Annotated in this window: 34 protein-coding genes and 1 riboswitch; of the genes, 23 read left to right on the top strand and 11 right to left on the bottom strand. The window is 68.7% G+C overall.

The features are described 5' to 3' along the window. Positions 1–4 precede the first annotated feature (4 nt). From ACYVJ3_RS01185 to ACYVJ3_RS01170, 4 genes are all read right to left on the bottom strand, one after another. Entirely contained in the window at positions 5–667 is a 663-nt protein-coding gene (locus ACYVJ3_RS01185) for a uracil-DNA glycosylase (RefSeq protein ID WP_460851089.1), read from the bottom strand. Between the two features lie 303 nt (positions 668–970). Continuing rightward, entirely contained in the window at positions 971–2,179 is a 1,209-nt protein-coding gene (locus tag ACYVJ3_RS01180) for an alpha/beta fold hydrolase (protein ID WP_460850651.1), read from the bottom strand. A 24-nt stretch (positions 2,180–2,203) separates the two neighbouring features. After that, the gene (locus ACYVJ3_RS01175) at positions 2,204–3,628 is read right to left on the bottom strand and encodes an alpha,alpha-trehalose-phosphate synthase (UDP-forming) (protein WP_460850650.1); all 1,425 of its coding nucleotides are present in this window, start codon (positions 3,626–3,628) and stop codon (positions 2,204–2,206) included. A 9-nt stretch (positions 3,629–3,637) separates the two neighbouring features. After that, a complete protein-coding gene (locus ACYVJ3_RS01170; RefSeq protein ID WP_460850649.1) occupies positions 3,638–4,636 on the bottom strand; it encodes a Gfo/Idh/MocA family protein in 999 nt (332 codons plus the stop codon). A 93-nt stretch (positions 4,637–4,729) separates the two neighbouring features. Between ACYVJ3_RS01170 and ACYVJ3_RS01165 the strand changes: the two genes are divergently transcribed. From ACYVJ3_RS01165 to ACYVJ3_RS01145, 5 genes are all read left to right on the top strand, one after another. Then, positions 4,730–5,023: a DUF3263 domain-containing protein gene (locus tag ACYVJ3_RS01165; protein WP_460850647.1), complete on the top strand. Its 294-nt coding sequence runs from the start codon at positions 4,730–4,732 to the stop codon at positions 5,021–5,023. Between the two features lie 2 nt (positions 5,024–5,025). After that, on the top strand, positions 5,026–5,553 hold the full coding sequence (locus ACYVJ3_RS01160) for a LytR C-terminal domain-containing protein (protein ID WP_460850646.1): 528 nt from the start codon (positions 5,026–5,028) through the stop codon (positions 5,551–5,553). A gap of 37 nt (positions 5,554–5,590) precedes the next feature. After that, positions 5,591–6,448, top strand: a complete 858-nt coding sequence (gene otsB, locus ACYVJ3_RS01155; protein ID WP_460850645.1) for a trehalose-phosphatase — start codon at positions 5,591–5,593, stop codon at positions 6,446–6,448. A 77-nt stretch (positions 6,449–6,525) separates the two neighbouring features. Further along, a riboswitch (SAM riboswitch) is annotated at positions 6,526–6,654 on the top strand. 11 nt (positions 6,655–6,665) lie between these two features. Further along, a complete protein-coding gene (thrC, locus tag ACYVJ3_RS01150; RefSeq protein WP_460850644.1) occupies positions 6,666–7,922 on the top strand; it encodes a threonine synthase in 1,257 nt (418 codons plus the stop codon). Between the two features lie 4 nt (positions 7,923–7,926). Then, positions 7,927–8,400 carry an OsmC family protein gene (locus ACYVJ3_RS01145; RefSeq protein WP_460850643.1) on the top strand — a complete coding sequence of 158 codons (474 nt, stop codon included), beginning with the start codon at positions 7,927–7,929 and terminating at the stop codon, positions 8,398–8,400. On the opposite strand, the gene ACYVJ3_RS01140 is transcribed toward ACYVJ3_RS01145, so the two are convergent. Then, positions 8,381–8,950, bottom strand: a complete 570-nt coding sequence (locus tag ACYVJ3_RS01140) for a hypothetical protein (RefSeq protein ID WP_460850642.1) — start codon at positions 8,948–8,950, stop codon at positions 8,381–8,383. The two genes, ACYVJ3_RS01145 and ACYVJ3_RS01140, sit on opposite strands and share 20 nt — an antisense overlap. A 170-nt stretch (positions 8,951–9,120) precedes the next feature. Here ACYVJ3_RS01140 and groL point away from each other — a divergent pair, with 170 nt between their 5' ends. Beyond that, positions 9,121–10,755, top strand: a complete 1,635-nt coding sequence (gene groL, locus ACYVJ3_RS01135; protein WP_460850641.1) for a chaperonin GroEL — start codon at positions 9,121–9,123, stop codon at positions 10,753–10,755. Positions 10,756–10,851: 96 nt separating this feature from the next. On the opposite strand, the gene ACYVJ3_RS01130 is transcribed toward groL, so the two are convergent. The 6 genes from ACYVJ3_RS01130 to ACYVJ3_RS01105 are packed head-to-tail and all read right to left on the bottom strand — an operon-like array spanning position 10,852 to position 15,836. Further along, complete coding sequence (locus tag ACYVJ3_RS01130) at positions 10,852–11,538, bottom strand: hypothetical protein (RefSeq protein WP_460850640.1); 687 nt, start codon at positions 11,536–11,538, stop codon at positions 10,852–10,854. Next, entirely contained in the window at positions 11,535–12,407 is an 873-nt protein-coding gene (locus tag ACYVJ3_RS01125) for a vWA domain-containing protein (protein WP_460850639.1), read from the bottom strand. The genes ACYVJ3_RS01130 and ACYVJ3_RS01125 overlap by 4 nt, the downstream gene beginning before the upstream one ends. Then, complete coding sequence (locus ACYVJ3_RS01120; protein ID WP_460850638.1) at positions 12,404–13,438, bottom strand: VWA domain-containing protein; 1,035 nt, start codon at positions 13,436–13,438, stop codon at positions 12,404–12,406. The genes ACYVJ3_RS01125 and ACYVJ3_RS01120 overlap by 4 nt, the downstream gene beginning before the upstream one ends. Continuing rightward, positions 13,426–13,932: a hypothetical protein gene (locus ACYVJ3_RS01115; protein ID WP_460850637.1), complete on the bottom strand. Its 507-nt coding sequence runs from the start codon at positions 13,930–13,932 to the stop codon at positions 13,426–13,428. The genes ACYVJ3_RS01120 and ACYVJ3_RS01115 overlap by 13 nt, the downstream gene beginning before the upstream one ends. Then, positions 13,916–14,812, bottom strand: coding sequence for a DUF58 domain-containing protein (locus ACYVJ3_RS01110; protein ID WP_460850636.1), 897 nt, complete (start codon positions 14,810–14,812; stop codon positions 13,916–13,918). Before ACYVJ3_RS01110 ends, ACYVJ3_RS01115 begins: the two co-directional genes overlap by 17 nt. A gap of 10 nt (positions 14,813–14,822) precedes the next feature. Further along, on the bottom strand, positions 14,823–15,836 hold the full coding sequence (locus tag ACYVJ3_RS01105) for an AAA family ATPase (RefSeq protein ID WP_460850635.1): 1,014 nt from the start codon (positions 15,834–15,836) through the stop codon (positions 14,823–14,825). A 335-nt stretch (positions 15,837–16,171) separates the two neighbouring features. On the opposite strand from ACYVJ3_RS01105, the gene rpsJ reads away from it, so the two are divergent. From rpsJ to rplF, 17 genes are all read left to right on the top strand, one after another. Then, the gene (rpsJ, locus tag ACYVJ3_RS01100; protein ID WP_007078637.1) at positions 16,172–16,480 is read left to right on the top strand and encodes a 30S ribosomal protein S10; all 309 of its coding nucleotides are present in this window, start codon (positions 16,172–16,174) and stop codon (positions 16,478–16,480) included. Between the two features lie 19 nt (positions 16,481–16,499). Beyond that, entirely contained in the window at positions 16,500–17,150 is a 651-nt protein-coding gene (gene rplC, locus ACYVJ3_RS01095) for a 50S ribosomal protein L3 (RefSeq protein ID WP_460850634.1), read from the top strand. A 5-nt stretch (positions 17,151–17,155) separates the two neighbouring features. Beyond that, positions 17,156–18,055 (top strand): 50S ribosomal protein L4, sunset domain variant, encoded by a 900-nt coding sequence (gene rplD / locus ACYVJ3_RS01090; RefSeq protein WP_460850633.1) that lies wholly within the window; start codon positions 17,156–17,158, stop codon positions 18,053–18,055. Beyond that, positions 18,055–18,357: a 50S ribosomal protein L23 gene (gene rplW, locus ACYVJ3_RS01085; RefSeq protein ID WP_460850632.1), complete on the top strand. Its 303-nt coding sequence runs from the start codon at positions 18,055–18,057 to the stop codon at positions 18,355–18,357. Before rplD ends, rplW begins: the two co-directional genes overlap by 1 nt. Further along, positions 18,357–19,193 carry a 50S ribosomal protein L2 gene (gene rplB, locus ACYVJ3_RS01080; protein ID WP_460850631.1) on the top strand — a complete coding sequence of 279 codons (837 nt, stop codon included), beginning with the start codon at positions 18,357–18,359 and terminating at the stop codon, positions 19,191–19,193. The genes rplW and rplB overlap by 1 nt, the downstream gene beginning before the upstream one ends. A 5-nt stretch (positions 19,194–19,198) precedes the next feature. Then, positions 19,199–19,480, top strand: a complete 282-nt coding sequence (gene rpsS / locus ACYVJ3_RS01075; RefSeq protein WP_460850630.1) for a 30S ribosomal protein S19 — start codon at positions 19,199–19,201, stop codon at positions 19,478–19,480. Then, positions 19,477–19,884, top strand: a complete 408-nt coding sequence (gene rplV, locus ACYVJ3_RS01070) for a 50S ribosomal protein L22 (protein ID WP_460850629.1) — start codon at positions 19,477–19,479, stop codon at positions 19,882–19,884. The genes rpsS and rplV overlap by 4 nt, the downstream gene beginning before the upstream one ends. After that, on the top strand, positions 19,884–20,714 hold the full coding sequence (rpsC, locus tag ACYVJ3_RS01065) for a 30S ribosomal protein S3 (RefSeq protein ID WP_460850628.1): 831 nt from the start codon (positions 19,884–19,886) through the stop codon (positions 20,712–20,714). Before rplV ends, rpsC begins: the two co-directional genes overlap by 1 nt. A 3-nt stretch (positions 20,715–20,717) precedes the next feature. Next, positions 20,718–21,137 (top strand): 50S ribosomal protein L16, encoded by a 420-nt coding sequence (gene rplP / locus ACYVJ3_RS01060; RefSeq protein ID WP_460850627.1) that lies wholly within the window; start codon positions 20,718–20,720, stop codon positions 21,135–21,137. Beyond that, complete coding sequence (gene rpmC / locus ACYVJ3_RS01055; protein ID WP_460850626.1) at positions 21,137–21,370, top strand: 50S ribosomal protein L29; 234 nt, start codon at positions 21,137–21,139, stop codon at positions 21,368–21,370. Before rplP ends, rpmC begins: the two co-directional genes overlap by 1 nt. Then, on the top strand, positions 21,370–21,645 hold the full coding sequence (rpsQ, locus tag ACYVJ3_RS01050; protein ID WP_460850625.1) for a 30S ribosomal protein S17: 276 nt from the start codon (positions 21,370–21,372) through the stop codon (positions 21,643–21,645). Before rpmC ends, rpsQ begins: the two co-directional genes overlap by 1 nt. A 65-nt stretch (positions 21,646–21,710) precedes the next feature. Continuing rightward, a complete protein-coding gene (rplN, locus tag ACYVJ3_RS01045; RefSeq protein WP_460850624.1) occupies positions 21,711–22,079 on the top strand; it encodes a 50S ribosomal protein L14 in 369 nt (122 codons plus the stop codon). Then, positions 22,079–22,441 (top strand): 50S ribosomal protein L24, encoded by a 363-nt coding sequence (gene rplX, locus ACYVJ3_RS01040; protein ID WP_460850622.1) that lies wholly within the window; start codon positions 22,079–22,081, stop codon positions 22,439–22,441. The genes rplN and rplX overlap by 1 nt, the downstream gene beginning before the upstream one ends. 2 nt (positions 22,442–22,443) lie before the next feature. Beyond that, positions 22,444–23,019, top strand: a complete 576-nt coding sequence (gene rplE / locus ACYVJ3_RS01035) for a 50S ribosomal protein L5 (RefSeq protein WP_460850621.1) — start codon at positions 22,444–22,446, stop codon at positions 23,017–23,019. 9 nt (positions 23,020–23,028) lie between these two features. Continuing rightward, positions 23,029–23,214 carry a type Z 30S ribosomal protein S14 gene (locus ACYVJ3_RS01030; protein ID WP_011757321.1) on the top strand — a complete coding sequence of 62 codons (186 nt, stop codon included), beginning with the start codon at positions 23,029–23,031 and terminating at the stop codon, positions 23,212–23,214. 86 nt (positions 23,215–23,300) lie between these two features. Next, a complete protein-coding gene (gene rpsH / locus ACYVJ3_RS01025) occupies positions 23,301–23,705 on the top strand; it encodes a 30S ribosomal protein S8 (RefSeq protein ID WP_460850620.1) in 405 nt (134 codons plus the stop codon). A 29-nt stretch (positions 23,706–23,734) separates the two neighbouring features. Continuing rightward, positions 23,735–24,274: a 50S ribosomal protein L6 gene (gene rplF, locus ACYVJ3_RS01020; RefSeq protein WP_460850619.1), complete on the top strand. Its 540-nt coding sequence runs from the start codon at positions 23,735–23,737 to the stop codon at positions 24,272–24,274. Position 24,275 lies beyond the last annotated feature (1 nt).

Below are 24,275 nucleotides of genomic sequence, written 5' to 3'. Positions count from 1 at the left end.
TACTTTATTCCGGGAGTGACCAGTCGACGGGCCGAGCGCCCTGATCCGACAGCAGCGTATTGACTCGAGAGAACGGCCGGGAGCCGAAGAATCCGCGGTACGCCGACAACGGCGACGGGTGCGCGCTCATGACCGAGGGGACCGGCGCGAGGCGCGGCGCCAGCTTCTGCGCATCCGCGCCCCAGAGGGCCGCCGCCATCGGCGTACCGGCCCGTGCGCGGCGTACGACCGCATCGATCGCTGCCTCGGTGACCGCCTCCCAGCCGCGGCCGCGGTGGGACCCGGCGTGGCCCGCCTCCACGGTCAGGACCCGGTTGAGCAGGAGGACACCCTGGTCGGCCCATGCGGTGAGGTCGCCGTGCTCGGGAGGTACGACGCCGAGGTCGTCGTGCAGCTCGTGGTAGATGTTCGCCAGTGACCGTGGCAACGGCCGCACCCCGCGGTCGACGGCGAAGCTCAGGCCGATCGGGTGCCCCGGAGTGGGGTAGGGATCCTGCCCGACGAGCAGCACCCGCACCGAGGCGAGCGGTCGCTCGAAGGCGCGCAGGACGTGCTCGGGCGCCGGGAGGACGGTGCGTCCGGAGGCCCGCTCCGCGTCGACGTACGCCGACACCGCCGCGAGCTGGGCGGCCACCGGTGCGAGCGCCTCGGCCCAGTCGGCTGCCATCACGCCGCCGAGGCTAGTGCCTCGGTGGCGCCCCCGCTCCCTCCCCGGGTCCAGGGGCGCCGCCGTGGAAATGCCACTACCGGCGCCCTGGGGGGTAGGTGGACGCCGGTCGTAGCTACCGACGCGGATCCCAGGCTCCGCTGGTCCTCCGGCGGCACTCCGTGACGGGGCCGGCCGGTGGGGCTCCCTCCAGCTTCAGGGGGATCCGCGTCGGTGATGAGAAATCTACGGGCCTGGGAACGGCTGTGAATCGGTCGGCCGGTCAGTCCATCTAGTCACAAATGACTAGATGCCGGGCGAGGTCTACTTCCCCAGCGAGCGGGATGCCGCCGAGGAGTGCTTGCGCTTGCGGTTGGTGCCGATGGCCGGAGGCTTGACGGTCTTGTCCGACCACTGGGCCACCCACTCGTCGAGCACGACCCAGGTCGTGTGGCGCGCCGCGCGCCCGGTCAGCATGCCGAGGTGCCCACCGGGGACGATCTCGAAGCGGACCTCGGGGGAGGACGTCAGGAGAGGTACGACGGCCCGTACCGCACCGATCGGCGCGATCCCGTCGGTCGCCCCGGCGAAGACCAGCACGGGGACGTCGATCGCGCTCAGCGAGATGGTGCGGTCGTCGAGCTCGAACTCGCCGCCGGCGAGCTGGTTGCCCTTCGCGAAGCGGTGGTAGAGCTGCCCGAACGTGCGACCGGGGTAGGCGATCATGTTGTCGGTGAACCGGTCGACGGCCTCGATCTGGGCGAGGAACTCGCGATCGTCGATGTGGGTGGCCAGGGCGAGCGGCTTGGTGACCATCTTCTGCACGGCCGACAGCTGGAACGCCCACTTGACCAACGGCTTCGGCGCGCCGCCCATCCACTGGTAGCCCTTGGTGATCGGGCCCTTGCCGTTGAACCAGTTCAGCAGTGGCCGCAGCGGCGCGATGAGCGGCACCTGGGTGATGTCGATCGGGGAGCCGACCACGGTCAGCGAGGCGACCGGCAGGTCACCGGACTTCTCGTCGGCCAGCGTCAGCAGCGAGAAGATGCCGCCGAGGCTCCACCCCACCACGTGCACCGGTCGGCCGCCGGCGTGCTCGGAGGCGGCACGGACCGCGGCCGGCACGACCTCGTCGATCCAGTGCTCCATGCCGAGGTTGCGGTCCTTGAAGGAGACCTCGCCGTACTCCAGGAGGTACGTCGGACGCCCCTCGCCGACGAAGTGCTCCACCAGGGAGCAGCCGCGGCGCAGGTCGTAGCAGATCGCCGGGGCCGCGAGGGGCGTCACGAACAGGACCGGGTCGCCCTGCTCCTTGACGCCGGCGACCGGGCGGTAGTGGTAGACCTCGCGCAGCCGGCCCTCGTCGATGAGCGTGCGCGGCATCGGACGGAGGTCGGCGAGACCGCCGTACAGGACCTTGTGCGCGACGTTGCTGGCCGCAGCCACCACCTGGTCGGGGCCGGGGACGGGCAGGACCTTGCCGACCAGCGATGCCGGTGCGGTGGCCAGGGAGCGGACGGGAACGAGGTCCATGGGCGGAAACCTACTCCGCGCCGCTCATTCCGCGTCAGCCGAGCGCACCGTCTTGTTGTGCACGAACTCGTCGTCGAGCTCGGTCATGAAGCTGTCGGCCCACGCCGCCACGTCGTGCTGGCGGATCTGCTTGCGCATCGCCTTCATCCGCTTGGTGAGCTCGCCCGGCTCCGCGCGGTACGCCGAGAGCAGCGCCTGCTTCATCCCGTCGATGTCCCACGGGTTGACCAGCCACGCCTGGCGCAGCTCGTCGGCGGCACCGGCGAACTCGCTGAGCACGAGGGCGCCGTCGTCGTCGACGCGGCAGGCGACGTACTCCTTGGCGACCAGGTTCATGCCGTCGCGGTAGGGGGTGACCACCATGACGTCGGCTGCGCGGTAGAAGGCCGCCATCTCCTCGCGTGGGTAGGAGGAGTGCAGGTAGCTGATCACCGGCCGGCCGATCCGGCCGAGGTCGCCGTTGAGCCGACCGACGAGGCGGTCGATCTCGTCGCGCAGGAGGCGGTACTCCTCGACCTGCTCGCGCGACGGCACGGCGACCTGCACGAAGACCGCCTCGTCGGGATCGATCTCGCCGTCGCGGACCAGCTCGCCGAACGCCCTCAGGCGGGCGTAGATGCCCTTGGTGTAGTCGAGCCGGTCGATGCCCAGGAAGATCTTCTTGGGGTTGCCGAGCAGCTCGCGGATCGTCTTGGCGCGAGCCTCGACGATGGAGGACTCGGCGAGCTCCTCGAAGCCCGCGGCGTCGATCGAGATCGGGAACGCCTTCGCGCGGACGGCGCGGCCGTCGGGCAGGTAGACGGTGTCGCGGTGGGTCTTGTGCCCGACCCGCTGGCGCACCAGTCGGATGAAGTTCTGCGCGGCGCCCGGCAGCTGGAAGCCGATCAGGTCGGCGCCGAGCAGGCCCTCGAGGATCTGGCGGCGCCACGGCAGCTGCTGGAACAGCTCGGCCGGCGGGAACGGGATGTGCAGGTAGAAGCCGATGCGCAGGTCGGGCCGCATCTCGCGCAGCAGCTGCGGCACCAGCTGCATCTGGTAGTCGTGCACCCACACGGTCGCGCCGGGGTTGGCCAGCTCGGCGGCCTTCTCGGCGAAGCGCCGGTTGACCTCGACGTACTCGTGCCACCACTCGCGGTGGAACTCCGGCTTGGCCACCACGTCGTGGTAGAGGGGCCAGAGGGTGCCGTTGGACATGCCCTCGTAGTGGCGGGCGATCTCCTCGGCGGTCATCGACATCGGCACCAGGTGCAGCCCGTCGATCTCGAACGGCTCGAGGTGCTGCTCGGTCCCGCCGGGCCAGCCGATCCAGACACCGTCGCCAGCGCGCATGACCGGCTCGATCGCGGAGACCAGCCCGCCCGGCGACGCGCGCCACGTCATCTTCCCGTCGGGTCCGGCTACTCGGTCGACGGGAAGTCGGTTGGCGACGATGACCAGGTCGTGGGCCACGCGGTCAGCCTATCGACCCGCCGTGAGCTGGCGCTTCAGGTCGTCGATCTGTCCCAGGATCGTGAGGGTCTGGGCGTGCGGCACCCAGGGCGACTCGGTGAGCCCCTGCCGCAGGCAGTCGCCGACGTGCGCGACCTCGTTGCCCAGCCCGGTGCCGATGAGCGGCGTCGGCGGCTCGAACCGGATCGGCTCCGCCTCGTCGTGTCGGTAGGTCACCTTGTGGAAGGTGAAGTGGGTGGGCGAGTGGAACCTGCCGTCGATCGTGATCCAGCCCTGGTCGGTGGCGATCAGCGCGCTGTTCGAGGAGTACGACGTCAGGCTGGTCCGCAGCGCCGCGACGGTGTCGCCCGGGTAGCGCCCGGCGATGGCGACGTCCAGGTCGACCGCGCCCGCGGTCGCGGTGTAGCCGGTCGCCCGGAGGTCGAGCGCCTCGCCGAGCATCAGGTGGGCGAACGTCAGCGGGTAGATGCCGATGTCGAGCAGCGCGCCGCCGCCGAGGTCGGGGTTGAGCAGGCGGTGCTCCGGCCCGACCGCGGCCAGGAAGGAGAAGTCCGCGGTCAGCTGGCGCGGCGTACCGAAGTCACCGGCCCGCAGGCGCGCGGCGAGGTCGCGCCAGACGGGGTTGCACGCGGCCCACATGGCCTCCATCAGGAAGGTGTCGCCCGCCCGGTCGATCAGCGCTGCCGCGGACGCGCGGTCCAGGCTCAGGGGCTTCTCGCACAGCACCGCCTTGCCCGCGGCCAGCGCGAGCCCGGCATGCTCGGCGTGCAGCGAGTGGGGCGAGGCGACGTACACCACGTCGACCCCGGGATCGGCGACGAGAGCTGCGTAGTCGTCGTACGCGTGAGCGCCGGGGGAGTGCTCGTCGATGAAGGCCTGGGCTCGTGCGAGCGTGCGCGAGGCGACCGCGACGAGCTCCGCGCCGGGCACGAGGCGCAGGTCGGTGGCGAGCTTGGCGGCGATCGATCCGGGGGCCAGGATGCCCCACTTGATGGTGCTCTGCGTCACATCTGTGACTCTAGTGACTGGTGTTGCGGGACCCGTGTTCGGGTTCCGGCGTGGGAATGACATCGTTGTGATTCGCCGTCTACAGTGGATGACATGAACGCCGAGCTGAGCACGCAGTCCGAGCTGGCCCTCGGCGACGCCCTCACCGAGCGTGACCGCGCGATCCTCGAGTTCGAGCGCCAGTGGTGGAAGTTCGCCGGCGCCAAGGAGTCCGCGGTCCGCGAGAAGTTCGACATGAGCTCGACGCGTTACTACCAGGTGCTCAACGCCCTGATCGACCGTCCGGAAGCACTCGAGGCCGACCCGCTGCTGGTCCGTCGCCTGCGTCGCCTGCGCGCGCAGCGCCAGCGCCAGCGCTCGGCCCGCCGCCTCGGCTTCGAGATCTGAGCATGCGCTCGACTCGCACCGAGCGGGGAGCGGTCCTCCCGTCCCCGGTCGTCATCCTCTCGATCGTCGCCGTCGCGCTCGCCGCCATCACCTTCTTCGTCACCCGGGGTGACGGGCCCAAGGAGAAGGACGTCACTCCGCAGGCGACGCCTCCGTCGGCGACCTCCACGGTCACCACGCCGTCCACAGGTGGCGCCTCCGCGACCGCGACCCCGACCGAGCAGCCCACCAAGAAGCCGCACGTCGTCGTGCGCGGCAAGGTCGGCGTGGTGGTCTTCAACAACACCTCCACCAGTGGCCTGGCCGGCCAGGTCGGCGCCAAGGTCGCCCAGCTCGGCTGGAAGTTCGTCACCGCCGACAACTGGTACGGCACGGTCCCGGCGACCACGGTGTACTTCCCCCAGGGGATGCGTCCGGCCGCCAAGCAGCTGGCCCTCGACCTCGGCGTCCAGCGGGTCATGCCGGCCGACGTCGACAGCGACATGAGCACCCACAACCTGACGCTGATCCTCACCGGCCCGCTGGGCTGAAGGATCCGTCCTCACCTGGAAATGGTGGGATGGGGGCGTGGACTTCTCCTCGCCCGAGGGTGAACAGGCGTACGCCGCGCTCGTCCAGGTCGCGGCGGGCACCGTGGTCGGCCTCGACTTCGACGGCACGCTCGCGCCCATCGTCGACGACCCCACCCGCGCCTTCATCCACCCCGACACGCACGACGTGCTCGTCGACCTGGCGTCCGAGGTCGCCGCGGTCGCCATCATCACCGGGCGGCCCGCCCGCCAGGTGATGCAGCTCGGCGGCCTGGCCGAGGTCGGTGAGCGGATCTCCGCGCTCGGCAAGGAGCTGCTGCTGTTCGGCCAGTACGGCAACGAACGCTGGAGCACCCGCGACCGTCGCATCATCGCCCCGCGCCCGGCTCGTGGCATGGCCTCCTTCGACCGCGAGCTGCCCGGCGTCCTGCGCAAGCACGATGCCGCCGACGCCTACGTCGAGGACAAGGGCCTGGGCGTCGCGGTGCACACCCGGCGCATGGCCGACCCGCGTGCGGCGTACGACCGGATCCTGCCGCCCCTGCTCGCGCTCGCCGAGAAGTACGGCCTCACCGTCGAGCCGGGCCGCAACGTCGTCGAGATCCGATCGCCCGGCGCCGACAAGGGCCTGGTCGTCGAGGGACTCGTCTACCGCTTCTCGCCGCGCGGGTTCCTGTTCGCCGGCGACGACCTCGGCGACATGGATGCCTTCGACATGCTGGGTCGTCTGGCCAGCGAGGAGCTCGCCGTGCTGCGGGTCTGCTCAGGCTCGGACGAGGAGGGCGCGCTCGTCCCGGTCTCCGATCTGGTGGTCCCGGGCCCCCGTGGCGTGCTGGACCTGCTGCGCTCCTTCACCGTCGACGCCCGCCGGGCGAGGCTCACCGCCCCTGCCTGATCCCGACATGTGGACAGCCGTCCCGCATCCCGGAATCTCGATTCGGTCACGCCCGCGGGCTGCCCGTAACCTGAGCGTGCTCATCCAGAGGGACTGAGGGAACGGCCCTGAGACGTCCCGGCAACCGCCACGAACCGAACCGTTGGTCGTGGAAACGGTGCCAATTCCGGCCAGGCCGCCACACGGGCGGTCAGGGCAGATGAGAGAGAGGACCCCCATGAGCGCCACTGTCACCCCGCGAGCCGGAGCGTTCGGCAACGCCACCGCCCTGAGCTGCCGCGAGTGCGGCCACGAGATCGAGCTCGGCCCCCACTACGCGTGTCCGGAGTGCTTCGGTCCGCTCGAGATCGCCTACGACTTCCCGGCCATCACCCGCGAGGAGATCGAGGCCGGGCCCCGCAACATCTGGCGCTACCAGGCGTTGCTGCCCGTGCCCACCGACATCGCGCAGTCGCCCAACATGGAGCCCGGCTTCACCCGCCTGCTCGAGGCCAAGAACCTCGGCAAGGCCCTCGGCATCGAGAAGATCTGGGTCAAGGACGACTCGACCAACCCCACCAACTCCTTCAAGGATCGCGTGGTCGCCTGCGCCCTCTCGGCCGCGACCGAGCTGGGTGCGAAGGTCTTCGCCTGTCCCTCGACCGGCAACCTGGCCAATGCCGTGGCGGCCGCTGGCGCGCGCGCCGGCATCCCCACCGTCGTCTTCATCCCGAGCAACCTCGAGCAGCCCAAGCAGGTCAACTCCGCGATCTTCACCGAGAAGCTGGTCGCCGTCGACGGCAACTACGACGACGTCAACAAGCTCGCCCAGGAGATCGCGGCCGAGGAGGACGGCTGGGCGTTCGTCAACGTCAACGTCCGCCCCTACTACGCCGAGGGCTCCAAGACCCTGGGCTATGAGATCGCCGAGCAGCTCGGCTGGCGGCTGCCCGACCAGATCGTCATCCCGGTCGCCTCCGGCTCCCAGCTGACCAAGGTCGACAAGGCCTTCCAGGAGCTCATCAAGCTCGGTCTCGTCGAGGACAAGCCCTACCGCGTCTTCGGCGCCCAGGCCACCGGCTGCAACCCGGTCTCGACCGCCTACAAGGCCGGCGTCGACGCGATCCGCCCGGTCAAGCCCGACACCATCGCCAAGTCGCTGGCGATCGGCAACCCGGCCGACGGCATCTACGTCCTCGACATCACCCGCCGCACCGGCGGTGCGGTCGAGGAGGTCACCGACGACGAGATCCGCGACGGCATCGTGCTGCTCGCGCGCACCGAGGGCATCTTCACCGAGACCGCCGGTGGCACCACGCTCGCCGTCACCAAGAAGCTGGTCGAGACCGGCGTGCTCGATCCGTCGCTGGAGACGGTCGTGATCAACACCGGTCACGGCCTGAAGACGCTCGACGCGATCTCCGGCCAGGTCGGCCCGGCAGCCACGATCAAGCCGTCGTACGACGCCTTCGTCGCGGCCGGCATCCTCGCCTGAGTCGGTGACCGAGCACCGGTACGCCCTGGCCCTGAGCTGGCAGGGCAACCGGGGGAGCGGGACGAGCGGCTACCGCGACTACGGTCGCGACGCCCTGGTGACCGCGGCCGGCAAGCCGGACCTCCTGGGCTCCGCCGATCCGACGTTCCGTGGGGACGCGAGCCGCTGGAACCCCGAGGAGCTGCTGCTGGCAGCCCTGGCCCAGTGCCACCTCCTGTCCTACCTCCACTCGGCCGTCAACCACGGCGTCGTCGTGACGGCGTACGACGACGAGCCGGTCGGTACCATGGAGCAGGTCGGTCAGGGAGGCCGGTTCACCTCGGTCCTGCTGCGGCCGCGGGTCACGGTGGCGGATGCCTCGATGGTCGAGGTGGCGCGAGCCATCCATCACGAGGCGAGCGAGAACTGCTTCATCGCCGCGTCCGTCGCCTTCCCGGTGACCCACGAGCCGACGATCCTCATCCGCGGCGAAGCGTGAGCCCCGTCCCGGTGTCCGCCACCTCGTAGTACTCCACGCAGTGCGTCACCGCGCAGGACATGGCGTCGAGCTCGGCTGACCCGGTGAGGTGACCGCGCAGGCATGCCGACGGGATCGTGACCGTGATGCTGCCGTGCCAGCCCGTGTCCACCGCCTTCCGGAGGCCGCCACACGCCACCCGCGTCTCGTCGTAGTAGCGGCTGTCGGTGCTGGTGTGCTTGACCAGGTGGGCGGCGTGGCCGGGCTGCACGGTCACCGTGTAGTAGACCCAGGCGCCGCTGCGGTGAGTGGGGTGGAAGGACGCGGTCACGTGCGTGCGTGATCCGACCTGGACCAGGTTGGTGCGGATGATCGCGCGGGCGTCGCCGTACCGCGCCACGACCGCGCGGATGTCCAGGTACGCCGGCAACCGACTGCTGCTCTCGAACGCGTTCTCGCCGGTGGCATCGGTGGCCGAGCCGTTCGCCGCGTCGGCCCGGGTGCCGATCCCGGTCGCGAGCACGAGCGCGACGCAGGTCGCCAGGAGGGAGCGGAGGAGGCGGCTTCGCATGAGGGCAGGCTAGGTGGTGGCGACGGCGGTTGCTGGCGAATGCGGCGAAGTCGCCGAGCGGTGACCCCGTCCTTGCACTCGCTTGGGTCGAGTGCTAAACATGACGCTGGCACTCTCATGAGGAGAGTGCCACTTTTCCACCGAACTTCCCAGCGAAGGATCGCCAGGCTATGCCGAAGCTCATTGCTTTCAACGAGGAGGCCCGTCGCGGTCTCGAGCGGGGTATGAACACCCTCGCCGACGCCGTCAAGGTCACCCTGGGCCCCAAGGGCCGCAACGTCGTTCTCGAGAAGAAGTGGGGCGCCCCCACGATCACCAACGATGGTGTCTCCATCGCCAAGGAGATCGAGCTCGAGGACCCCTACGAGAAGATCGGCGCCGAGCTGGTCAAGGAGGTCGCGAAGAAGACCGACGACGTCGCCGGTGACGGCACGACGACCGCGACCGTCCTTGCTCAGGCGCTCGTCAAGGAGGGTCTGCGCAACGTCGCCGCAGGCGCCAACCCGATGGGTCTCAAGCGCGGCATCGAGGCCGCCGTGGCCGCCGTGACCGAGCAGCTGCTCGCCCAGGCCAAGGACGTCGAGACCCGCGACCAGATCGCGGCCACCGCGACCATCTCCGCCGGTGGCGACACCACCGTCGGTGACGCCATCGCCGAGGCGATGGACAAGGTCGGCAAGGAGGGCGTCATCACGGTCGAGGAGTCGAACACGTTCGGCATCGACCTGGAGCTCACCGAGGGCATGCGGTTCGACAAGGGCTACATCTCGGCCTACTTCGTCACCGACCCCGAGCGCATGGAGACCGTGCTGGAGGACCCCTACGTCCTCATCGCCAACTCCAAGGTCAGCAACGTCAAGGACCTGCTGCCGCTGCTCGAGAAGGTCATGCAGTCCGGCAAGCCGCTGGTCATCATCGCCGAGGACGTCGACGGCGAGGCGCTGTCGACCCTGGTCGTGAACAAGATCCGTGGCACCTTCAAGTCCGTCGCCGTCAAGGCCCCGGGCTTCGGTGACCGCCGCAAGGCCATGCTCCAGGACATCGCCATCCTCACCGGTGGCCAGGTCGTCTCCGAGGAGGTCGGCCTCAAGCTGGAGACCGCTGGTCTCGAGCTGCTCGGCCAGGCGCGCAAGGTCGTCATCACCAAGGACGAGACCACCATCGTGGAGGGCAACGGCGACGCTGCCCAGATCGAGGGCCGGGTCAACCAGATCCGCGCCGAGATCGAGAAGTCGGACTCCGACTACGACCGCGAGAAGCTCCAGGAGCGCCTCGCCAAGCTGGCCGGCGGCGTGGCCGTCATCAAGGTCGGCGCGGCCACCGAGGTCGAGCTCAAGGAGCGCAAGCACCGCATCGAGGACGCCGTCCGCAACGCGAAGGCGGCCGTCGAGGAGGGCATCCTCCCCGGTGGCGGTGTCGCGCTGGTCCAGGCCGGCGCGGTCGCGTTCGACAAGCTCGAGCTCGAGGGCGACGAGGCCACCGGCGCGAACATCGTCAAGGTCGCGCTGACCGCCCCGCTCAAGCAGATCGCCATCAACGCCGGCCTCGAGGGCGGCGTCGTCGCGGAGAAGGTCGCCAACCTGCCCGCCGGCCAGGGCCTCAACGCGGCCACCGGCGAGTACGTCGACATGCTGGCCAACGGCATCATCGACCCGGCCAAGGTCACCCGCTCGGCGCTGCAGAACGCCGCGTCGATCGCCGCGCTGTTCCTCACCACCGAGGCCGTCGTGGCCGACAAGCCGGAGAAGGCGTCCGCGCCTGCCGGCGGCGGTGACATGGGCGGCATGGGCGGCATGGACTTCTGATCCAGCCGAGGCGTCACCGACGACCATCGGGTCGTCGCCAACGGCAAGGGCCGCAGTCGACAACGACTGCGGCCCTTTGCCGTGGGACGACTCGGCTCACCAGGCCGGCTGGTAGCCGAAGCCCTCCTGGTCCTGCTGCTCCTTCTTCCGCTCCTTGGCGCCCTGCTGGTTCTGCTGCTGGAGCTTCTGCTCGCGCTTCTTCTGCTCGCGCTTCTGCTTGTCCTGCTGCTGTTGCTGCTTCTTGTCGGGCTTCTTCTTGTGCTGCTGCTTCTGCTTCTGCTGCTGGTTGCGCTCGAGCTTCTGGTGCAGCCGGATGTCGACGGTCTTGGCGTCCTTGCTCCGCTGGTCGCAGTCGGTGTCCTCCAGGACCTTGATGCCCGCGCGATAGGACTTGTCGGCGTCGTCGTACTTCTTCTGCTGGCCCGCCGCGTCCCCGGTCGCCTCGTGCGCCAGCGCGAGATCGGTGCGCACCTCGCACTCGTGCTGCTTCGGTACGCCGGCCCGCAGCGCGGCCTCGTAGGCGCTGATGGCCGCCGGGTACTCGCCCGCCGCGTGGTGGGAGGTGCCGACGTCGAAGAGGGCGATCCAGCTCTCGAACGGGAGGTAGCGGCCCGCCGAGTGGTAGCGGTCGATGGCGGCAGGCTGCCGGCCCTCGGCGTACGCCCGGTCGGCGGACTGCTGGAGCACCAGCATCCGACCGACCAGCACGGCGAAGCAGAGCACCAGGACCAGCGGCAGCACCCCGCCGATCAGAAGGTAGCCACGGAGCCTTTGACGGGTCATCGCTCCGACCTCCACCACATCCGCCAGCCGTCGCGCAGCTCGAGCAGGACCAGGCCGAGCAGGATCAGCCCGAACAGCCAGGTCAGGTCGTGCGCATGGGTGCCCGGGGGACCGCCGGCGACAGCCACCGAACCCTTCTTGAGGTCGGCAGCGATCCGGTCCATGCCGCCCGGGGCGCCGCGCTGGACGAACGGGACGCCGAGCTGGCCGGCGAGCGTCTTGAGCGTCTCGGGGTCCTCGTGGGACACGGCGGTCCGGTGCGTGGTCGGGTCGATGAGGTAGCCCTGCGAGCGGCTGAGGTCCTCGGCCATCGGCATCGGGCCGCCGGCCTTGGTGCCGTAGCCGAGGACGACGCCGCCGTCGACGTACGACCCGACCTCCTGCATGGTCGGCGGCGCGGTCTGGGTGCCGGTCTGCTCGCCGTCGCTGATGAAGACGACCAGCTGGCGGCGTGTCGGGTACTGCTCGTGCGCGGCCTGGAGGACCTGGATCATCTCGGTCTTGGGCTTGTCGAGCATCGATCCGATGCCGGCGGTCGGGCGTTCCAGCGTGAGGGTGTCGGCCTCGGCCAGGAACGCGTTCGCGTCCGTCGTGAAGGGCAGCTCGAGCCGGGCGTCGAAGCCGAACGTGAGCAGCGCGAAGCGTGCTCCGGGCATCGCGTCGGCCAAGGCCTTGAGGTCGTGGCGGACCGCGGTGATGCGCGGCTGGCCGCCTTCGCCGTCGAGCGCGGACATCGACCGTGTCCGGTCGACCACGACCAGCAGCTGGAGGTCGGCGACCTTCGAGGGCACCTTGGCGGAGCCGAAGCCAGGATCGGCGAGGACCAGGATCAGGGCGATCACGATCGCGATCCGGCGGGCGATGATCATGCGTCCACCTCGTCCCGGTCGATCAGCACGAGCAGGCCCTCGACCAGCCAGACGACCACGAGCAGGCCGACGCCGATCCCGGTGATGACGGTGCCGAGGTGCGGCTGGTCGATCGTCTGCAGCAGCGGCGGCTTCTTGATCCGGGTCGCCTCGAGGCGTTCGATCGAGTCGACGACCGTCGCCACGCTCCCGTCCGCCCCCAGGAGGGAGAACGTGCCGCCGGTGACCTGGACCGATCGCTGGAACTCATCGAGGGCGTTGGGGCGGCTCGCGGTCGTCGGGGCGGCGATGCCATGCACGACGATGTGGTGCTCCTTGGCGTAGGCGCCCGCCTGGGGGAGCGTGAAGACGCCCTTGCCGTAGGGCTCGTTGTCGGTGGCCAGCACGATCGCTCGCGAGCGGTGCTCGCTGGACCGGTCGAAGCGCTGGACACAGGAGGCGAGGCCGTCGCCGGCCTGCGACTGCACGTGGGAGTCGACGATCGTCCCGGACGTGAACCGGAGGTAGGTGTCGGAGATCGTGTCCGGGCTCGAGAACGCGTCCTGGGCCTGCGCGAGCTGGTCGAGGATGAAGTCGTAGTCGTCGGTCAGGGGGAAGACCGTCACGGCGCTCCCGCTCCAGATGGTCAGGCCGACCCGGTCTCCCTTGAGACCCTGCACGATCTGCTGGAACTGCGCGAGGACCTCGCTGTCGATGGTGATCATCGAGCCGGAGGAGTCCAGGCACAGCATGATGTCGCGCGAGCTCTCGTCCTGGTCGATGGTGCGCGTCTCCTGGTGGCGTCCGGCCAGCAGGATCGCGCCGGTGCACGCGATGAGCGCCGCGATGCTGATCGCCGCGCCGAGCGCGATCCGGCGGCGCAGCAGTGCGCGGTAGCGGGGGAGGGCGCGCAATCGCGCGGCGTGGGCGACGTACGCCGCCTCGCCGGCGGGCCGTCCGCCTCGCGTCCTGGTCCACCGCACCAGGAGGGCGATGAGCGCGACCGCCAGCCCGATGCTCAGCCAGGGCCAGTGCAGGCTCAGCGACGCCATGTCGACACCAGGCCTCGTGCCTGTCGCAGCGCCTCGGCGAACCGCTCGGCCGGCTGGGCCTCGCCGTCGGGTGCGAACTCGGGCGGGTAGACGACCTCGATGATCTGGGTCAGCGGGCGTGGCGCGCGGAGCCGGAAGTCGGCGAGCGTCATCCTCGTCGCGGAGAGCGGGGTGATCTCCTCGACGTACGAGCGGACGACCTCGCTCAGCTGCTGGTGACCCTCGCGCAGCGAGGTCCGGCCCTCCCGGACCGAGGCCTCGATGGCATCGATGCGGGCCAGGTGCCTGGAGCGGGTGTCGGGCGGCAACGGCACGGGCGGGGGAGGAGGCGGGGGCGGCGTGCGGGTGAACCACAGCGCGAGGGCGTAGTAGAGGGCCACCAGGGCTAGCGCTCCGAGTGCGAGCCACACCCAGCGGCCGGAGTAGTCGAACGGCCCGCGGAACTCCTTGGGCAGGTCGACCGTGAGCGGGAGCAGGTCAGCGACGGCGAGCATGTCGATGCCTCTCCAGGAGCCGGAAGACAGCGGTGATCGCGCCGTCGATGTCGCGCACGCGCTCGTGGACGATGCCGAGCTGGTCCAGTCGGCGCCGCAGCCCGACCTCCTCGGCGCCCACCAACGCGGCGTACTGGCGACGCAGGCGCCGGTCGCGGCGCAGCCACGACGGGACCTCGGCCGCCTCGTCGATGTCGTAGAGGGACGCGTCCGCCGGCGCGCCGGTCGGGTCGAGGTCGCCGATGGTGACGAAGAGGATCTCGTGCTGGACGGCCAGCCGGCGCAGCACGTCGGCGAGCGGCTTCGACACGGCGGTCTCGTCGCTGATCACGGCCAGGATGGTGCGCCGGCGTACGACGCGTGCGATGTAGTGCAGCAGCCCGACGAGGTCGCTGGCGCCGGACGACGGCGTCGTCGAGTCGTGGATGGCGGTGAGCAGGCGCTCGAGGTGGATCTCGCTGGACTCGCGCGGCAGGGAGTGCTTGCCGGTCGAGTCGCCGTGGATGAGCGAGACCAGGTCGCCGTGACGCACGGCGAGGTAGCCCAGCATGCCGGCCGTGAACACCGCGAGGTCCCGCTTGGGCACGGCATGGCCCTGGTCGAGCTCGTTCAGCGCGGCCATCGAGCGCCCGGTGGAGACGCAGAGGAGGACGGTGTGCTTGCGCTCCGCGACGTACCGCTTGACCAGGAGCTGGCGTCCGCGGGCCGAGGCCTTCCAGTCGATGTCCTTCACGTCGTCGCCACGGACGTACTCGCGCAGGTCGTTGAAGTCCATGCCGCGGCCGATCTGCGCCGCGGCGTACTCGCCCTCGAGCAGTCCGAGCACCTTGCGGTGCGCATGGATCGAGACCCGCGCGCGGACCTTCTGGAGATGGGTCATGGAAGGGACGTCAGGGCGTGGGGACGGCGCGGAACAGCGCGTCGATGATCGTCTCGGGCGCCACGCGGTCGGCCAGCGCCTCGAAGCTGAGGTGCAGCCGGTGGCGGAGTACGCCGTGCCGCAGCTCGCGCACGTCCTCGGGGATCACGTAGTGGCGCCCCTGCACGAGCGCCATGGCGCGGGCCGCCTGGAAGAACGCGATCGAGCCGCGTGGGCTCGCGCCGATCTCGACGTAGTCACCCATCTCGGGACCGAGCAGCGCGGTGGCGTTGCGGGTCGCACGGATGACGGTGATGACGTAACGCTTGATCGCCGGGTCGACGTACACCCGGCGGGCGAGGTTCTGGAGGTCGGCGACCTCCTCGGTGGTGATCGCCGGTCGCAGCTGGGTCATGTGCTGACCCAGGGTGCCGTCGTCGAAGCGGTCCAAGACCTGCAGCTCCTCGGACTCCGAGGGGTAGTCGACGATCTCCTTGATCAGGAATCGGTCCATCTGGGCCTGGGGGAGGACGTAGGTGCCCTCCTCCTCGATGGGGTTCTGGGTGGCCAGCACCATGAACGGCTCGGGCAGCGGGTGGACCGTGCCCGCGATCGAGGTCTGCCGCTCCTGCATCGCCTCCAGCAACGCCGACTGCGTCTTGGCGCTGGCCCGGTTGATCTCGTCGAGCAGCACGAAGTTCGCGTGCACCGGGCCCAGCTGGGTCTCGAACTCGTGCCGGCGGGGGTCGTAGACCTGGGTGCCGATGATGTCGCTCGGGAGCAGGTCGGGCGTGCACTGGATCCGGGAGAAGTGGGCGTTGACCGACCGCGCGAGCGTGGAGGCGGCCAGCGTCTTGGCCAGGCCGGGAACGCTCTCGAGGAGGATGTGGCCCTCCGACAGCAGCGTGACCAGGAGGGCGGTGCGCACCTTCTCCTGACCGACGACGCGGCTCGCGAAGCTCGCGCTGACGTTCCCGATCAGCTCGGTGGCGCGCGCGATCTCGTCGCTGGTGAGGGGGCCGTCGGCGGTCTGCAGGTCGGTCACGGCGACGAACCTACCCAGCCCCGGGGCAAACCTATCCAGCGATTTGGTCGGGCCTTGAGATCTCTGCCAAGATATCCAGGTTGCTCCGGCGGGTTTGCCGGGGTGCGGAACATCTTGACTACTGAATCGTGTCTCTGGTGCGACGTTCGTCGTCGCCGTGGGCGTGTGCGGTGGTTGTGCTGTGCCGCATCACAGGGAGACCGGTTCGGACGCAACAAGAAGTTCCCTCTGATCCACGCTCTTGAGCTTGTCGCTAGCGCGACACGCCCGACCTCGGGGGTCGGAGAGAGCCCCACAAGTTCCGGTTGTACGACGAGTAAGGACGAGAGAGACCTATGGCGGGACAGAAGATCCGCATCAGGCTCAAGGCCTATGACCACGAGGTGATCGACACCTCGGCGCGCAAGATCGTTGACACGGTCACCCGTACGGGTGCGAAGGTCGCCGGCCCCGTGCCGCTGCCGACCGAGAAGAACGTCTTCTGTGTCATCCGCTCGCCCCACAAGTACAAGGACTCGCGCGAGCACTTCGAGATGCGGACGCACAAGCGCCTCATCGACATCATCGACCCCACGCCGAAGACGGTTGACTCGCTCATGCGTCTCGACCTCCCGGCCGGTGTCGACATCGAGATCAAGCTCTGAGGGTTTGAGGTAGATCGACATGACTTTCGAACGTAACGTCAAGGGCCTGGTTGCGACCAAGCTCGGCATGACCCAGGTCTGGGACGAGAACAACCGGGTCATCCCGGTGACCGTCGTCGCCGCTCCGACCAACGTGGTCACCCAGGTTCGCCAGCCCGAGCCGGACGGCTACAACGCCATCCAGATCGGCTTCGGCGAGATCGAGGGCCGCAAGGTCAACAAGCCGCAGACCGGCCACTTCGCCAAGGCTGGCGTGACCCCGCGCCGCCACCTCGTCGAGATCCGCACCGCCGACGCGTCGACGTACGCCATCGGCCAGGAGCTCCCCGTCGACCTGTTCGAGGTCGGCGAGGTCATCGACGTCACCGGCACGAGCAAGGGCAAGGGCTTCGCCGGTGTCATGAAGCGTCACGGCTTCGCCGGCGTGAGCGCCTCCCACGGTGCGCACCGCAACCACCGCAAGCCGGGTTCCATCGGCGCCTGCGCGACCCCCGGTCGCGTCTTCAAGGGCATGCGGATGGCCGGTCGCATGGGTTCGGACACCGTGACCACCCAGAACGTCACCGTGCACGCGGTCGACGTCGAGAAGGGCCTGATCCTCATCAAGGGCGCCGTTCCCGGCCCCAAGGGTGGCGTCATCGTCCTCCGCACGGCTGCGAAGAAGGGCTGATCACCATGGCTACCAAGACTGTTGCCGTTGAGTTCCCGGCCGAGATCTTCGACGTCGAGCTCAACGTCCCGCTGATCCACCAGGTCGTCGTCGCCCAGCAGGCTGCTGCGCGTCAGGGCACGCACGCCACCAAGACCCGCGCCGACGTGCGCGGTGGTGGCCGCAAGCCCTACAAGCAGAAGGGCACCGGCCGCGCCCGCCAGGGCTCGACCCGTGCGCCGCAGTTCGCCGGCGGTGGCGTCGTCCACGGCCCGCAGCCGCGTGACTACAGCCAGCGCACCCCCAAGAAGATGAAGGCCGCCGCCCTGCGCGGTGCCCTCTCCGACCGGGCCCGCAACGAGCGGATCCACGTCGTCGACTCGCTGGTGGGTGGCGACAAGCCGTCCACCAAGTCCGCGCTGTCCGCTCTGTTCGAGCTGACCACGCGTCGCAAGTTCCTCGTCGTGCTCGAGCGCAACGACACCGTCACCTGGCTCTCGCTGCGCAACGCGCCCGAGGTCCACCTCGTGGCCGTCGACCAGCTCAACACCTACGACGTCCTCGCCTCCGACGACCTGGTCTTCTCCAAGGCCGCGTACGACGCCTTCATCGGCGGCGCACCCGCCGAGGCGAAGGCCGCGAAGCCGGCGAAGGCTGCCAAGGCCGCCAAGCTGGTCGAGGCCGCTCCGGCTGCCGAGGCTGCTGCTGACCTGCCGGCCGGCGCTGTCGCGCCGCTCGCCGACGGCTCCGCGCCCGAGGGCTACGACGTCAAGGGCAACGCCGACTCCGGCAAGTTCCACTGCCCGGGCGGCCGCTGGTACGACGCCACCGTCGCCGAGTTCTGGTTCAAGACCGCCGAGGACGCCATCGCCGCGGGCTTCGTGGAGGCCGGCAAGAAGGCTCCGAAGGCTGAGGAGAGCAACTGATGAGCACCCTGCACAAGGACCACCGCGACATCCTGATCGCACCGGTCGTGTCCGAGAAGAGCTACTCGCTCCTCGACGCGAACAAGTACACCTTCCTGGTGCGCCCGGACGCGAACAAGACCGAGATCAAGATCGCGATCGAGAAGGTCTTCAACGTCAAGGTGACCTCGGTCAACACGATGAACCGCAACGGCAAGACCCGTCGTACCAAGAACGGTCTTGGCAAGCGCAAGGACACCAAGCGCGCGATCGTCAGCCTGGCCGAGGGTCACCGCATCGACATCTTCGGAGGTCAGGCCTGATGGCTATTCGCAAGTACAAGCCGACCACCCCGGGCCGTCGTGGCTCCTCGGTGGCCGACTTCGTCGAGATCACCCGGACCACCCCGGAGAAGTCGCTGACGCGTCCGCTCCCGAAGACCGGTGGCCGCAACAACCAGGGCCGCATCACCACCCGCCACATCGGTGGTGGCCACAAGCGCGCCTACCGCATCATCGACTTCCGTCGTTACGACAAGGACGGCGTGCCGGCCAAGGTCGCTCACATCGAGTACGACCCCAACCGCACCGCGCGCATCGCGCTCCTGCACTACGCCGACGGCGAGAAGCGGTACATCATCGCGCCGAAGGGCATCGAGCAGGGCACGGTCATCGAGTCGGGCGTCAACGCCGACATCAAGCCGGGCAACAACCTGCCGCTGCGCAACATCCCCGTCGGTTCGACGATCCACTGCGTGGAGCTTCGTCCGGGTGGCGGCGCCAAGATGGCCCGCTCGGCCGGCAACAGCGCCCAGCTCGTCGCCCGTGAGGGCAGCCGCGCCACGCTGCGCCTGCCGTCCGGCGAGATGCGGTTCGTCGACGTCCGCTGCCGCGCCACGATCGGCGAGGTCGGCAACGCCGAGCAGTCGAACATCAACTGGGGCAAGGCCGGCCGCATGCGGTGGAAGGGCGTTCGCCCGACCGTCCGCGGTGTCGTCATGAACCCGGTCGACCACCCGCACGGTGGTGGTGAGGGCAAGACGTCCGGTGGTCGCCACCCCGTCAGCCCGTGGGGCAAGCCCGAGGGGCGCACGCGCAAGCGCAAGGCCTCCGACGCCCAGATCATCCGTCGTCGCAAGTCCGGCAAGGGTAGGAAGTAACTGACATGCCTCGCAGCCTGAAGAAGGGTCCCTTCATCGACGGCCACCTCCTCAAGAAGGTGGACGCCGAGAACGAGAAGGGCACTCACAACGTCATCAAGACCTGGTCGCGTCGGTCGATGATCATCCCGTCGATGATCGGTCACACCATTGCCGTCCACGACGGCCGCAAGCACATCCCGGTCTTCGTGTCCGACTCGATGGTCGGTCACAAGCTCGGCGAGTTCGCGCCGACCCGTACCTACAAGGGTCACGTCAAGGAAGACCGGAAGGGGCGCCGTCGATGACCACGACCGAGCGCAACAAGTCGAGCCACCGTCGCGAGCGCCTGCTGGGTGACCAGCCGGGTGCCTTCGCGGTCGCCCGCTACCAGCGCATCACCCCGATGAAGGCCCGCCGGGTCGTCGACCTGGTCCGCGGCCTGCCCGTGGACGAGGCGCTGACCACCCTGCAGTTCGCGCCGCAGGCTGCGGCCGAGACCGTCTACAAGGTGCTGGAGAGCGCCGTCGCCAACGCGGAGACCACTGAGGGTCTCAACGCTGCCGACCTGATCGTCTCCGCCGGCATCGTCGACGAGGGTCCGACCATGAAGCGGTGGCGTCCGCGTGCGCAGGGCCGGGCTACCCGGATCAACAAGCGCACCAGCCACATCACGCTGGTCGTCGCGCCGGCCGCAAAGAAGGTGAAGTAATGGGTCAGAAGATCAACCCGAACGGCTTCCGCCTCGGTATCTCCACCGACCACAAGTCGCGTTGGTACGCCGACAAGCTCTACAAGGCGTACGTCGGCGAGGACGTCGCGATCCGCAAGCTGCTCTCCAAGGGCATGGAGCGGGCCGGCATCGCCAAGGTCGAGATCGAGCGCACCCGTGACCGCGTTCGTGTGGACATCCACACCGCGCGTCCCGGCATCGTCATTGGTCGCCGTGGCGCCGAGGCCGACCGCATCCGCGGCGAGCTCGAGAAGCTCACCGGCAAGCAGGTCCAGCTGAACATCCTCGAGGTCAAGAACCCCGAGATCGACGCTCAGCTCGTTGCCCAGGGCGTTGCCGAGCAGCTGTCCGGCCGTGTCCAGTTCCGTCGTGCGATGCGCAAGGCCATGCAGACCTCGATGCGTTCCGGTGCCAAGGGCATCCGGATCCAGTGCTCCGGCCGCCTCAACGGCGCCGAGATGTCCCGCACCGAGTTCTACCGCGAGGGTCGCGTCCCGCTGCACACGCTGCGTGCCGACATCGACTACGGCTTCTACGAGGCCCGCACCACCTTCGGCCGTATCGGCGTCAAGGTGTGGATCTACAAGGGCGAGGTCGCCGGCACCAAGGCCGAGCGCCAGGCCCAGCAGGCTGCCCGCGCCGGCGTTCCCGGCCGCAGCGGCCGTCCGTCCCGTGGTGGCGACCGCCCGACTCGTGGCGGCGACCGTCCGAGCCGTGGCACTCGTGGCGCCGACGCCCCGGCTTCGGCCGAGGCTGGTTCGCCGGTGGCCGCCGAGTCTGCTCCTTCGACTGAGACCCAGGAGAGCTGACCCATGTTGATGCCGCGTCGCGTCAAGCACCGTAAGCAGCACCACCCCAAGCGTCGGGGTACTGCCAAGGGTGGCACCTCGCTCGCGTTCGGTGACTTCGGTATCCAGGCCATCGAGGGCCACTACGTCACCAACCGTCAGATCGAGTCCGCTCGTATCGCCATGACCCGCCACATCAAGCGTGGCGGCAAGGTCTGGATCAACATCTACCCGGACCGCCCGCTCACCAAGAAGCCTGCCGAGACCCGCATGGGTTCCGGTAAGGGTTCCCCCGAGTGGTGGGTCGCCAACGTCAAGCCGGGCCGCGTCATGTTCGAGCTGTCCGGTGTTCCGGAGGACGTCGCCCGTGAGGCGATGCGCCGGGCCATCCACAAGCTGCCCATGAAGTGCCGCTTCATCACCCGAGAGGCCGGTGAGTTCTGATGAGCAACGCCGTTCACGCTCACGAGCTCGATGAGTTCAACGACGTCGACCTCGAGGCCAAGCTTCGCGAGGCCAAGGAGGAGCTGTTCAACCTGCGCTTCCAGGCCGCGACCGGTCAGCTGGAGAGCCACAGCCGTCTGCGCACGGTCAAGAAGGACATCGCCCGGATCTACACCGTGGTCCGCGAGCGCGAGCTCGGCATCCGGACCGCGCCGGGCCAGGAGGAGAACTGATGACTGAGAACACCGAGACCGTCGAGCGCAACTCGCGCAAGACCCGCGAGGGCCTGGTCGTCAGCGACAAGATGGACAAGACCGTGGTCGTGTCCGTCGAGGACCGCGTCAAGCACGCTCTGTACGGCAAGGTCCTGCGTCGCAACACGCGGCTCAAGGCCCACGACGAGCAGAACGACTGCGGCGTCGGCGACCGTGTCCTGATCATGGAGACCCGGCCGCTGTCCGCCACCAAGCGCTGGCGCGTCGTCGAGATCCTCGAGCGCGCCAAGTAATTCCCGTTCGGCCAGGCTCGCCGCCCGCGAGGCGATGAGAACCGGCACGACAACCAGGAGAAGAAATGATTCAGCAGGAGTCGCGACTCAAGGTCGCCGACAACACGGGCGCGAAGGAGATCCTTTGCATCCGCGTGCTCGGCGGCTCCGGTCGTCGTTACGCGGGCATCGGTGACACCATCGTCGCCACCGTGAAGGACGCGATCCCGGGCGGCAACGTCAAGAAGGGCGACGTCGTCAAGGCTGTCGTCGTTCGTACCGTCAAGGAGCGCCGTCGTCCCGACGGTTCGTACATCAAGTTCGACGAGAACGCCGCCGTCATCCTCAAGGCCGACGGCGAGCCCCGCGGTACCCGCATCTTCGGTCCCGTCGGCCGCGAGCTGCGTGACAAGAAGTTCATGAAGATCATCTCGCTCGCGCCGGAGGTGCTGTGATGAGTGACCGCCAGAAGCCCAACCTGAAGATCAAGAAGGGCGACACCGTCAAGGTGATCGCGGGCAAGGACAAGGGCGCCGAGGGCAAGGTCATCAAGGTGATCCGCGAGGAGTCGCGCGTGATCGTCGAGGGTGTCAACCGCATCAAGAAGCACACCAAGGCCATCCAGGGTGGTCCGGCCGGTGGCATCATCACCACCGAGGCCCCGATCCACGTGTCCAACGTGATGCTGCTCGAGGGTGGTACCCCCACCCGCCTGAGCTCCCAGCGCGTCGAGGTCACCAAGCGACGCCCCGACGGCTCGGAGTACCAGTCGACCCGCAGCGTCCGCGTCTCCCGCAAGACCGGCAAGGAGCTCTGACGATGAGCGAGACCGCAACCGTCACCGAGAAGGTGACCCCGCGTCTGAAGACCAAGTACCGCGAGGAGATCGCGCCGGCCCTCCAGGCCGAGTTCGAGATCCCGAACGTCATGCTGATCCCCGGTCTGGTGAAGATCGTCGTCAACATGGGTGTCGGCGAGGCCGCTCGCGACTCCAAGCTGATCGAGGGTGCCATCAAGGACCTCACCGCGATCACCGGCCAGAAGCCGGCCGTGACCAAGGCCCGCAAGTCCATCGCGCAGTTCAAGCTGCGCGAGGGCATGCCGATCGGCACGCACGTCACCCTGCGCGGCGACCGCATGTGGGAGTTCCTGGACCGTCTGCTGAGCCTGGCTCTGCCGCGTATCCGCGACTTCCGTGGTCTCTCGCCCAAGCAGTTCGACGGCCGCGGCAACTACACCTTCGGTCTGACCGAGCAGGTCATGTTCCACGAGATCGACCAGGACAAGGTCGACCGCCAGCGGGGCATGGACATCACCATCGTGACGACGGCCACCAACGACGACGAGGGTCGCGCGCTGCTCAAGCAGCTCGGCTTCCCCTTCGCGGAGAAGTGAGGAACTGACATGGCGAAGACTGCTCTCAAGGTCAAGGCCGCGCGCAAGCCGAAGTTCGCTGTCCGCGGTTACACCCGCTGCCAGCGCTGCGGCCGCCCGAAGGCCGTCTACCGCAAGTTCGGCCTGTGCCGTATCTGCCTGCGGGAGATGGCCCACCGCGGCGAGCTGCCCGGCGTCACCAAGTCCTCCTGGTGACCCGAGCCCGCTAGCACCACCACCACAACAGCTGTAGGTCCGCCGCCGCAGAGCAGCCGGAAACCGCAGCAGAAGGAACAAACATCATGACGATGACCGACCCGATCGCAGACATGCTCACGCGTCTGCGCAACGCCAACCAGGCGTACCACGACGTGGTTGCCATGCCTCACAGCAAGCTGAAGCAGGGCGTCGCGGAGATCCTCAAGCAGGAGGGTTACATCACCTCCTTCGAGGTCGCCGACAACGAGAACGGCGTTGGCAAGACGCTGACCATCACTCTCAAGTACGGCCGCAACCGTGAGCGCTCCATCGCAGGTGTTCGCCGCATCAGCAAGCCCGGTCTGCGCGTTTACGCCAAGCACACCGGTCTGCCCAAGGTCCTCGGTGGCCTCGGCGTGGCGATCATCTCCACCAGCCAGGGTCTTCTGACCGACCGCCAGGCGAACCAGAAGGGCGTGGGCGGAGAAGTCCTCGCCTACGTCTGGTGACCCGGAACCACTGAGGAAGGAGAGAGAAGATGTCGCGTATTGGCAAGCTCCCCGTCCCGGTTCCGGCCGGCGTGGATGTCCAGATCGACGGAGCCGTCGTCACGGTCAAGGGCCCCAAGGGCTCGCTGACCCACACGGTCGCTGCTCCCATCACGGTCGAGAAGGGTGAGGGCGTCCTTGACGTCGCCCGCCCCGACGACCACCGCATCTCGAAGTCGCTGCACGGTCTGTCGCGCACCCTGATCAACAACATGGTCGTGGGCGTCACCGAGGGCTACGAGAAGAAGCTCGAGATCGTCGGTGTCGGTTACCGCGTGCTCCCCAAGAGCCCGGTCCAGCTGGAGTTCCAGCTCGGTTACTCGCACCCGATCATCTTCGATGCCCCCGAGGGCATCACGTTCACCACGGACGGCCCGACCAAGCTCGGCGTCGTCGGCATCGACAAGCAGCTCGTCGGTGAGGTTGCGGCCAACATCCGCAAGCTGCGCAAGCCTGAGCCGTACAAGGGCAAGGGTGTCCGGTACGCCGGCGAAATCGTCCGCAAGAAGGTCGGAAAGGCTGGTAAGTGAT

The sequence above is a fragment of the Nocardioides montaniterrae genome, assembly GCF_054782655.1.
Note: the sequence above shows the minus strand (reverse complement) of the source record. Positions and strands in the feature narration are given on the sequence as shown.